The organism is Hungatella sp. (assembly GCF_046966825.1).
In genome coordinates this window covers 64,191-73,497 of the sequence record NZ_JBKVCZ010000019.1, presented here as the reverse complement: position 1 = coordinate 73,497, position 9,307 = coordinate 64,191, and the positions used below count along the sequence as shown (strand labels likewise).

The following is a 9,307-nucleotide window of genomic DNA, read 5'->3' as shown; positions in this document are numbered from 1 at the left end:
CGCGGAAGGCCATTCAGACCGTCTGCTCCCCAATTTAATCGAATCCGCCAGGCTGGTTATAGGGATTTACAGCGGCTATATTCTGGCTGGAACACTACTGTATGTGCTGTTTGGAATGAGCCTCTTCGACGCAATTAATCACGCCGTGGCAGCACTTTCCACCGGCGGTTTTTCCACGAGGCCGGAGAGCATCGGATATTATCACAGCCCTGCGATCGAGATGGTTACAATCGTGCTTATGCTGCTGGGAGGCACGAATTTTTTCGTTCATCTGCTTCTCCTGAAGGGAAAATGGAGGGCGTTCTTTTCACACTGCGAGACAAGGCTCATGCTGTTTTTGCTGGCGCTCTTTGTGCCTCTTCTGACGGTTCTTTTGACGAACAGCGTGTACGGCAGTGTGCCGGAAAGCATTCGGACGGCTTTATTTCAGGCGGTTTCCGCGCTGACGACGACCGGGTTTCAGACGGTGGACTCCTTCGCCTCCTGGACGCCGGCCATGATGTTTCTTATGATTCTTCTGATGCTTATAGGAGGCGGAGCCGGCTCCACGGCGGGCGGCTTGAAGATTTACCGTGTTTATGTTATGCTGAAGGAAATCTGGTGGAAGCTGGTGCGGGATACGTATCCGGACCGGGTGGTATTTACAGAGCAGATTAACCGGGGCGGGCGGAAGGATACGATCCCGGACCGGGAGAGAAAACAGATCAACGCGTTTGTATTTTTCTACCTCCTGCTGTTTGGCGCGGGGACATTTATATTCTGCTGTTACGGTTACTCCCTGCAGGATTCCATGTTTGAGTTTGCGTCATCGCTGGGAACGGTAGGGCTGTCCGTGGGAATTACGGCGTATGGAGCCAGTCCGGTGATTCACTGGACCGCCATAACCGGTATGTTCATGGGACGGCTGGAGATCTACGTGGTTCTTATCGCTGTAGTCAGAATGGCATCAGACGGAAAGAAGTTCCTGCGTGAGAAACGCTTTCAGGCAGGTACGAGCGGAAAAAGAAACGGGAAAAGGATTGAATCATGAGAAATGAAGCCGCAGATGCGGGATATGTCTTAAAAATAGTAAAAAATGCTGCAAAAGTAGCCGTCATATGGGTGCTGTCCACCATGTTTGCCATCGTGCTCAACCATATGGGGGTCCGGATTGAGAACCTGCTTCTGCTCTATGTGGTAGGCGTCGTGATCTGCAGTGTGGAGACCAGCAGCATGTGCTGGGGAATCGGTTCGGCGGTGGTATTTGTGTTCACCTTTAACTTCCTGTTTACCGCCCCGAAATTCACCTTTCAGGTGGATGATCCCAACTACGTGATCTCGCTGCTGATCTTTATCATTGTTGCTTTTATCGTGGCGTCGCTGACGGTTAAACTGCAGAAGCAGATGGACATCGCTAACACCAGGACGGAGATCACCACCAGGCTGAATGCCATCGGAAGTGGATTCTTAAATCTGTCCGGTCTTCCGGCCGTGGCCAGATACAGCAGTGAAAGTCTGAAGAAGCTGACGGCCAGACACGTGGATATTCTGATTCGAAACCGGGATAACGAGGAGTTTGCCGATACCATAGCGGAGTGGTGTTACCGCAATTCCATGGTCTGCGGCCACGGGGAGTCCCAGTTCGGTGAAAATCCCTGTCTATACGTGCCGATCCGCAGCAACAATAAAACGTACGGCGTCGTAATCTTCGACTGCAGCGAGAGTGAGCTGGAGGCGGAAGAGCGGATTTATGTGGACACCGTCATTTCACAGATTACCCTGGTGATGGAGCGGGAGAGGCTGAATGAGGAGAAGGAGGATACCAAGATCCAGATTGAGAAGGAAAGGCTGAAGAGCACTCTGCTGCGCAGTATTTCCCATGATTTAAGGACTCCGCTGACCGGAATCGCCGGGATCTCCAATTTCCTGTATGACAATTATAACGGGCTCGACGAGGAGACGGCAAAGAGCATGCTAAACGATATCTGCACCGATGCGGAGTGGCTGAATTCCATGGTGGAGAACCTGCTCAATATGACGAGAATTCAGGAAGGGCGCCTGGAGATACAGAAGAAAAAAGAGGTGGTCGATGACCTGATATCGGGTGCGGTCACGCTGGTATCCAAGCGGCTGGGGGATCACCATTTAAAGACGTCCACCCCCCACGACATCGTGCTGCTGCCGGTAGACGCCAGGCTCTTCACCCAGGTTCTGGTGAATTTAATCGACAATGCGATCCGTCACTCCGGAAAGGATACCACCATTACCGTATCCGCCAAGGTGAACGGAAGTTTCCTTGTTTTTAAGGTATCCGACAATGGGATCGGGGTGCCGGAGGAACGGCTGGACCAGATTTTTGATAATTTTTTTACAACTGCGTATGAGAACGGAGATAAGCAGCGGGGAGTCGGTTTGGGGCTCACCATCTGCAAGGCCATCGTGGAAGCCCACGGAGGCCGTATCACGGCGTTTAACAACGACAAGGGGGGAGCCACGTTCCAGATTGACATGCCGATGGAGGTAAGACAGAATGAATGATGCAGATATCCTGGTAATAGAAGACGACAAGACAATTCAGAACTTTATAAGAATAACACTGAAGACGAAGGGATACCGGTGTGATCTGGCCGACGACGGGCTGACTGGTATTTCCTGCTTTTACGCCAACAATCCGGACTTGATCCTGCTGGATTTAGGGCTTCCGGACCTGGATGGGATGGAGGTGCTGGACCAGATTCGTCAGGAATCCGATGTGCCGGTCATCGTAGTCTCCGCGAGGGGCATGGAGCAGGAGAAGGTAGGCGCGCTGGACGCCGGAGCCGACGATTATATCACCAAGCCGTTTAACGCCGGTGAACTTCTCGCCAGAATCCGGGTCGCACTGCGCCACCGCAGCAGTGCTCCCAAGCAGGAGCCGGTCTTCGAGCTGGATACCTTCAAGATGGATTTCGAGAAGAGAAAAGTCTTTGTCAGAGGCGGCGAGGTGCATTTGACCCCGATCGAATATAAGATGCTGACGCTTCTGGTAAACAATTCCGGGAAAGTGCTGACTCACCATTTCATACAGCAGGAGGTGTGGGGCTACGACACGACGGATGATTACCAGTCCCTCCGCGTATTTATGGCGAATATCCGGCGGAAGATAGAGGAAGATTCCACGAAGCCTCGGTTTATCCTGACGGAAGTCGGAGTGGGGTACCGGTTTGTGGAGTCGTAAAAAGAAATGGCCGATGCAGTGAAAACTGGTCGATTTGAATTTATGTAAACTATGAGGCTGACTGACGGGTCAGCCTTTTCCATATCTTTTCTAACAATTTGAGCGCAGCTTCACAGACGTATTCCACGGCAATGACAACGGTATTGTCAAACACCAGAGCAGCCAGAAGGGAAAGGATCAGCGTCACGGCCATGGCGAACACGGTGCCGCCGATAACCCCAAAGGAGGAGGCGAAGAGGCCGAGCCGTTCCTCGGTGACGTAATGCAGAATGTACCAGTGAATCAGTAGAATGGAAAATCCATACTTTCCGATTACTCTGACAGCCATCCCCGGCATTTTCAAATGGTCCTCCCTCTCAGAAAACCATGCAAAAATGCCGCCTGCCATGAAGAGCATCGAAGGAGCCCTGTTAAACAGCATTTCAGCCCCGTCAGGAGCGATGCAGGAGACGGCAGCGGTGAAGACAAAGGACGCTGCCCCGAGGGCAATAAAAGGCTTAAAAAAGCGTTTAGAGACTGGTCTCGTCCAGAAATATCCGAATACAAACACGGATTCCCAGCCGCATAGGATGGTTACGAAGCTGAACTGGATACCGGCCAACGGAAGCCAGGCAAGGGCGCCGTTCATGACAAAGGTCAGGAAGACAAATGACGTTAGAAGGCGGTCGGACATGTTCTGCACCATGACTCTGAAAAACGGAGCGGTGAGATAGAAGGAGATGATAACATACATCAGCCAGAAATGCGGGTTCCAGTCCGAGGGGCCGGAAAGAAAACGCCTTCCCGCGTCTAGCCAGTTTGCCGGATTTAACAGCCCGGAATGATAGAGCCCCATATAGAGGTAGAACATATAGTAGACCGCCATGGGAATGACGACCCGAAAGACCCGTTTCCTATAAAAGGACGCGACAGGCTCTTCCCCGCGGTTCAGCAGCAGCGCTCCGCTGAGCATGACAAACAGCACGTTGCAGGTCAGAAATGCGGTCTCCGCGATGCGCAGTCCGATCCATCCGGGACTGCCTGCAGAAAGCTGTGTATCGGACTGAACGACATGGGTCCCGATGACGGCGATAACGGCCAGAACACGAATGTAATCGTATCCCTTGATACGTCTCCCGTTCCCGTTTTCAATCCCGAGAATACTCTTTATATAGCGGCCGGATCCGCCGGCCTTTCTGCCGCGGTCACCATGAGCCAGAATAACAATCAAAAGCCCCAGAATCAAAATCAGATATTTCGTCTGCAACAGTCAAGACCTCCACTGTAAAAAGTTATTACTCTAATCATATCCCAGGAAAGCAGAACAAGTCAATCGTTTATAGAATGTTTATGAAAGCCGCAATCTCAACCGTAGAATCTTTAAATCGCCCTGCATTATAATGAAAGCAGAAGAGGAGGGGATTGCGATGATGGAAGTCCTTTTAATAAATAGGAATCTTGTGAAAAAAATGGTGGATAAACTGGAAAAGAAGCATCCGCTGCTCTGCCTGCTGGTTTTTCAGACGGCGGTTGCGTTGTTTCTCATTGCAGCAGTCGGCGGAATCGCCTTGATTGGCGGGAGCGTGATATGGCTGTTTTACCATTTTGTTGGTATGATATAGAGGCAGTATGGATGCCGGAACGTCAGGAAGAACAAAATTCAGGAGCGATATGCGGTTTCTCCCTCAAGAAAGCATATCGCTCCTGTAGTTTATTATGGCTGTTTATAAAGGTATTCAATCAGTCCCAGCGTACGTTCCATACCGAGCTTGCTGACGTTGATCAGCAGCTGGTGGGAATCGGTGCTGCCCCAGTTCTGATCGGTATACGTCTCATAGTAATTCTTTCTTCTCCGGTCTGTCCGCTTGATCGCGGTGGCCGCCTCCTTTTCCGTCAGATTGTAGCGGTCCATAATCCGTTTGACGCGGTCCTCCATGGAAGCGCTGATGAAGATATTCAGACAGCCGGAATTCTGCCGGAGAACGTAGTCCGCGCACCGGCCGACGATGATACAGGGCCCACGCTTTGCCAGGCTTTCGATGATGGATGACTGCGTTAAATAGGTGCTGTCATTTAAAGGAAGGCCATAGCCGGTGAAAGAATTGACATGGTCCGGATAGCGGTAGGCTGACAAAAATGTGTTTAAAACAGATTCATCCACTTCTTCGACACTGATTTCTGAAAGCCCCATTTTATCGGCTGCCATCTCCACTAAATTCCGGTCATACAGCGGAATGCCAAGAGATTTGGACAGCCTGTCGCCGATTTCGTGTCCGCCGCTGCCGAACTGACGGCCGATGGTAATAATTTTATGCCCCATAACATCCTCTCCTTTCAAAAGAATTTCATGTGCGTATGAAATTATGCAACAATAACAGGTTTATATCCCTATTATATCGTATTTAAGGGAAAAAAGATAGAAAAATTACGAAAACAAACCGGTTTTATTTTCTTTCGTCTGTGCATAGATTGTTTAATAATAGTGAGAAAGCCAGAGATCGAAATGAAACTGAGATGGAAAATTTTATGCCTGTTTGCTGTCCTTGCACTGGATATCGCGCTGGGAAGAAGCATGTATGGCTTTTATCAGGAAACAAAGGAGACTCTATTTCTTCCGGCTGACGCCGGGGATTCGGCGCAGAGTGAGGTGCGGCGCCAGTTTTCCGGGGAGAAACAGATCGCGCTTACCTTCGATGACGGCCCTCATTCCGTCTATACCAGCCAACTGCTGGATGGACTCAGAGAGCGGGGCGTACATGCCACGTTTTTTCTTCTGGGAGAAAATATTGACGGAAAAGAAGGGGTGATCCGCCAGATGAAGGAGGATGGCCATCTGATCGGAAATCATGGGTTTACCCATGTACAGATGAGCAAGGAGACACTGGAAAACGCCTGCGGGCAGATCGGGGAGACCAACCGGAAAATCGAAGAGATCACAGGCCAGAGGCCGGAATATCTGCGGCCTCCGTACGGATCGTGGAATGAGGAGCTGGAGTGCGCAACCGATATGACGGTGGTGCTGTGGTCGGTGGACCCTCTTGACTGGAAGCTGCAGAATACAAACAAAGTTGTGAGGAAAATCGTGAAGAATGTAGAACCCGGGGATATCATACTTATGCACGATGTATTCCCGACTTCGGTGCAGGCGGCGCTGGAGGTCGTCGATACTTTGGAGAAGCAGGGGTATACCTTTGTTACAGTGGAGGAGCTTCTGGTGGATTGATCAGCAGCGTTCCCTGAAGCTGCCATGTGTGCTGTTTCCTTTTTCAAGGGTTAGACGGCGGATCAGCTGAATATCCTGATTCTGTTTTACGATCTCTTTTTTTAGACGATACAGATAGAGCATGGCTGCCGGTATTCTATTCATGTCGTTTGATGCAGAGGAAATGAGGCTGCATTTAAAACCATTGTCAGAACTCAGGTACTTCCTAAGAATATATGGGAGGGCGGGGATTTCCGTATTTCTGCTTCAGCACCTTTATTACCTTCTTGAATCCGCGCTGATTCTTTTTATCATTGTCTTTGGACAGGAGGCGGGAGAGTCTCTTTTTCCTGTCAGGCGGACTTCTCTGATACCGTGGGGAGGGATTTTCTGTGCGCTGACCTGGGGAATGCTTCATGGACTGACGAAGGATTGGGAAACGGCGCTGTTCAGCCTGATTCTTTCCGCTTTTTTTGTACTCTGCTATTTTGCCGCCAACCGGCGCATGTTTCCTGCATATCTTGCGATTGCACTGATTTTTCTTCTCTGAGCCTGTTGAGGCGGTATGGAGCAGACACCTCCGCGTGCGTCCCTGGAGTGCACTCTAAGCGCGCAGGCAAATGAAGATTGCGTTTCCCCATGATTTCATGGTATAATGAAAAGTTGAATAAATACATATATTTCATATACAAACAGGGAGTATATGGCTGGGGGGAGATTAATGGGGTTACGAGGTGTAATTGCAGATGACGAAGTTCTGATCCGTATGTATATTCGGGAAATCCTGGAGAATAACGGTTACGAAGTGGCAGGAGAGGCCGAGGATGGCATGGATGCCGTTACTCTGTGCAGGGAGACGAAACCGGATTTTATAATTATGGACATCAATATGCCTGTTATGACCGGTTTGGAAGCGGCCAGGGTGATCAACGAGGAGAAGCTGGCCGGATTTATCATTGTGCTGACCGCTTACCGGGACAGGGAGATTGCCGAAAAAGCAGTGAATATGGATATCATGGGCTATATTGTGAAGCCGGTGGATGAAGATACTCTGATTCCGGCTATTAAGATTGCCCAGAATAAATATAAGCAGATTGAGGAAATGGAGCGGGAGTTCAGCAGAACGAAGGAAACGCTCAATGACAGAAAGTATGTGGACCGTGCCAAGGGAATTATTATGGAGCGCAGAAATATGACAGAGAAGGAAGCATTTTCCTATATTCGCAGGCTGGCCATGGACAAGGGAAAGTCCATGGCGGAGATAGCAAAAATGCTTCTAAAAGCGTATGGAGAGTAGAGAGACTGAAAAACAGGGTGCGAAAACAGACTGAAAAAACAGACTGTAAAAAACCGGGGACGGGAGGGGAAAATGCCTGATTGTCTGACAAAAGAAGAACGGGACAGGAAGCTGGTCCAGATCGCTCATTCTTATACCGATTTGACAGAAGCGGATATCCAGATTCTTCTGGATGTATCCCATGCGCTGCCTTCTATCGGTAATCTGGAAAGCGGGGATACCTATATCAATATACTGACACGAAACGGGGAATCCATGGTTGCGGCCCAGTACCGCCATCCGGACTGTGACCTCTATAAGCGGGACGTGATCGGGGAGGTTGAAAAGAAGGAAGATGAACCGGCGGTATATCGGGCGCTGGAACACGGGATTCCAGGCAGAGGGCTGATCGGTATCATTGACAACAGAAAGATCGTGGTCCGACATACGGTCAGTCCCATTTTTAATGACCAGCAGAAGGTCATCGGCTCTTTGACTTATGAATATCTGAATTCCGGGGCAGATACGGAGCCTATACGTATCGTAAATAAAGAGGGAAAATCGGCTTTCTTTGACAGTAAGATCAATCAGCTGATCAGCAATCTGCAGGAGGGCTTCCTGATCTGCGATGAGGCGGGAATCTGCACCTTTGCGAACGCGCGGGCGGAGGAGCTGTATCAGAAGGCCGGACATCCGGAGAGCCTCATCGGCCGCAGATATGAAGATCTGGATCTGACGGGAAGGTACAGCCAGGAAGAGATTATGGCTGGCGGTACCTGGAAGCAGGAAGTCCAGACTGACCGATACGTATTGGAGGAAAATATCAGTGCGATTCGGGAAAATGGAGTGTATCAGGGAATTCTCGTTATCCTGCGGGATAAGACGAAGATCCGGCAGATGGAGGATGAGATCGCTTACCGGGCGGCCTTAATCCATGAGGTTCATCACCGCGTGAAAAATAACCTTCAGACGATCATCAGCCTCGTCGGGCTGGAGGCGGCACAGAAAAAGGACGCAGAGGTGAAGGCGTTTGCCAAAACCATTACCGGATATATCCGCAGCATGAGCATGACCTATGACCTTCTCGCTCATACCGGGGCGGAAGCGGTTGATTTAAAGACCATGCTGGCTCAGATTATCGATTGTGTGCTGGAGAGCTGGAGCGTCCGCGGATGCCGGATTCGTGTGGATATCACGGGAGATGATCTGGAGCTTCCGGAGCACGTGGCCTCCACCGTTGCATTGATTGTCAATGAGCTGGTGACAAACAGCATCAAATATGCCTTTTGTGACCGTGAGGAAGGCAGCATTTTCCTGACGATAGAAAAGGGAGAGGAATACTCCTGGGTTACGGTCAGGGATGATGGCTGCGGAATTGATGAAAAAAGCGGTCACCGATCCGGCAAGGGCCTTGGATTAAAGCTTGTGGACAGCCTTGTGAAATCGAGCCTTAAGGGCACGCTAACGATTGAAAGCGGGGAGGGGACCGCCGTCAGATTTTCTGTCTTTCATTAACTGGTATTTTCTTGACAAATTAATCACAAAGTGCTATGATCTAATTCAGTTAAAGGGATATCACTTTAGCGGTAAAATTTAATATAAGATGATATGCAACGGCGTATATCAGTAGAGCGGCATTGTGGTCCAAAAACTT

General features: G+C 50.0%; 10 protein-coding genes. 8 read left to right on the top strand and 2 right to left on the bottom strand.

What is annotated here, in order from left to right:
- From ACLTD4_RS08630 to ACLTD4_RS08620, 3 genes are all read left to right on the top strand, one after another.
- Window positions 1-1,030, top strand: a 1,030-nt coding sequence (locus ACLTD4_RS08630) for a TrkH family potassium uptake protein (protein WP_412331236.1), incomplete at its 5' end; no start/stop codon positions are given.
- Complete coding sequence (locus tag ACLTD4_RS08625) at window positions 1,027-2,517, top strand: ATP-binding protein (RefSeq protein ID WP_117621058.1); 1,491 nt, start codon at window positions 1,027-1,029, stop codon at window positions 2,515-2,517. The genes ACLTD4_RS08630 and ACLTD4_RS08625, both read left to right, overlap by 4 nt.
- Window positions 2,510-3,196: a response regulator gene (locus tag ACLTD4_RS08620; protein ID WP_055654716.1), complete on the top strand. Its 687-nt coding sequence runs from the start codon at window positions 2,510-2,512 to the stop codon at window positions 3,194-3,196. The genes ACLTD4_RS08625 and ACLTD4_RS08620 overlap by 8 nt, the downstream gene beginning before the upstream one ends.
- A gap of 49 nt (window positions 3,197-3,245) precedes the next feature.
- Here the strand turns inward: ACLTD4_RS08620 and ACLTD4_RS08615 are convergent, their stop codons facing one another.
- Window positions 3,246-4,442 (bottom strand): acyltransferase, encoded by a 1,197-nt coding sequence (locus ACLTD4_RS08615; protein WP_117621057.1) that lies wholly within the window; start codon window positions 4,440-4,442, stop codon window positions 3,246-3,248.
- A gap of 160 nt (window positions 4,443-4,602) precedes the next feature.
- Here ACLTD4_RS08615 and ACLTD4_RS08610 point away from each other — a divergent pair, with 160 nt between their 5' ends.
- On the top strand, window positions 4,603-4,797 hold the full coding sequence (locus tag ACLTD4_RS08610; RefSeq protein ID WP_117621056.1) for a hypothetical protein: 195 nt from the start codon (window positions 4,603-4,605) through the stop codon (window positions 4,795-4,797).
- A 92-nt stretch (window positions 4,798-4,889) separates the two neighbouring features.
- Here ACLTD4_RS08610 and ACLTD4_RS08605 read toward each other — a convergent pair whose 3' ends face one another.
- Complete coding sequence (locus ACLTD4_RS08605) at window positions 4,890-5,495, bottom strand: AAA family ATPase (RefSeq protein WP_002601715.1); 606 nt, start codon at window positions 5,493-5,495, stop codon at window positions 4,890-4,892.
- Window positions 5,496-5,678: 183 nt separating this feature from the next.
- Here ACLTD4_RS08605 and ACLTD4_RS08600 point away from each other — a divergent pair, with 183 nt between their 5' ends.
- The 4 genes from ACLTD4_RS08600 (at window position 5,679) to ACLTD4_RS08585 (ending at window position 9,168) form a co-directional block, all read left to right on the top strand.
- Window positions 5,679-6,398 (top strand): polysaccharide deacetylase family protein, encoded by a 720-nt coding sequence (locus ACLTD4_RS08600; protein WP_117621055.1) that lies wholly within the window; start codon window positions 5,679-5,681, stop codon window positions 6,396-6,398.
- 142 nt (window positions 6,399-6,540) lie between these two features.
- Window positions 6,541-6,927 (top strand): hypothetical protein, encoded by a 387-nt coding sequence (locus ACLTD4_RS08595; protein ID WP_147335872.1) that lies wholly within the window; start codon window positions 6,541-6,543, stop codon window positions 6,925-6,927.
- Window positions 6,928-7,098: 171 nt separating this feature from the next.
- Window positions 7,099-7,674, top strand: coding sequence for an ANTAR domain-containing response regulator (locus tag ACLTD4_RS08590; protein WP_055654726.1), 576 nt, complete (start codon window positions 7,099-7,101; stop codon window positions 7,672-7,674).
- A 72-nt stretch (window positions 7,675-7,746) separates the two neighbouring features.
- Window positions 7,747-9,168 carry a sensor histidine kinase gene (locus tag ACLTD4_RS08585; protein WP_117621054.1) on the top strand — a complete coding sequence of 474 codons (1,422 nt, stop codon included), beginning with the start codon at window positions 7,747-7,749 and terminating at the stop codon, window positions 9,166-9,168.
- The last annotated feature ends 139 nt before the right edge of the window (window positions 9,169-9,307 follow it).

Bases quoted from the DNA above. Each gene is read 5' to 3' on its own strand.
- ACLTD4_RS08600 (WP_117621055.1), top strand. From the start codon at position 5,679: ATGAAACTGAGATGGAAAATTTTATGCCTGTTTGCTGTCCTTGCACTG.
- ACLTD4_RS08595 (WP_147335872.1), top strand. From the start codon at position 6,541: ATGTCGTTTGATGCAGAGGAAATGAGGCTGCATTTAAAACCATTGTCA.
- ACLTD4_RS08605 (WP_002601715.1), bottom strand. From the start codon at position 5,495: ATGGGGCATAAAATTATTACCATCGGCCGTCAGTTCGGCAGCGGCGGA.
- ACLTD4_RS08585 (WP_117621054.1), top strand. From the start codon at position 7,747: ATGCCTGATTGTCTGACAAAAGAAGAACGGGACAGGAAGCTGGTCCAG.
- ACLTD4_RS08610 (WP_117621056.1), top strand. From the start codon at position 4,603: ATGATGGAAGTCCTTTTAATAAATAGGAATCTTGTGAAAAAAATGGTG.
- ACLTD4_RS08590 (WP_055654726.1), top strand. From the start codon at position 7,099: ATGGGGTTACGAGGTGTAATTGCAGATGACGAAGTTCTGATCCGTATG.
- ACLTD4_RS08625 (WP_117621058.1), top strand. From the start codon at position 1,027: ATGAGAAATGAAGCCGCAGATGCGGGATATGTCTTAAAAATAGTAAAA.
- ACLTD4_RS08620 (WP_055654716.1), top strand. From the start codon at position 2,510: ATGAATGATGCAGATATCCTGGTAATAGAAGACGACAAGACAATTCAG.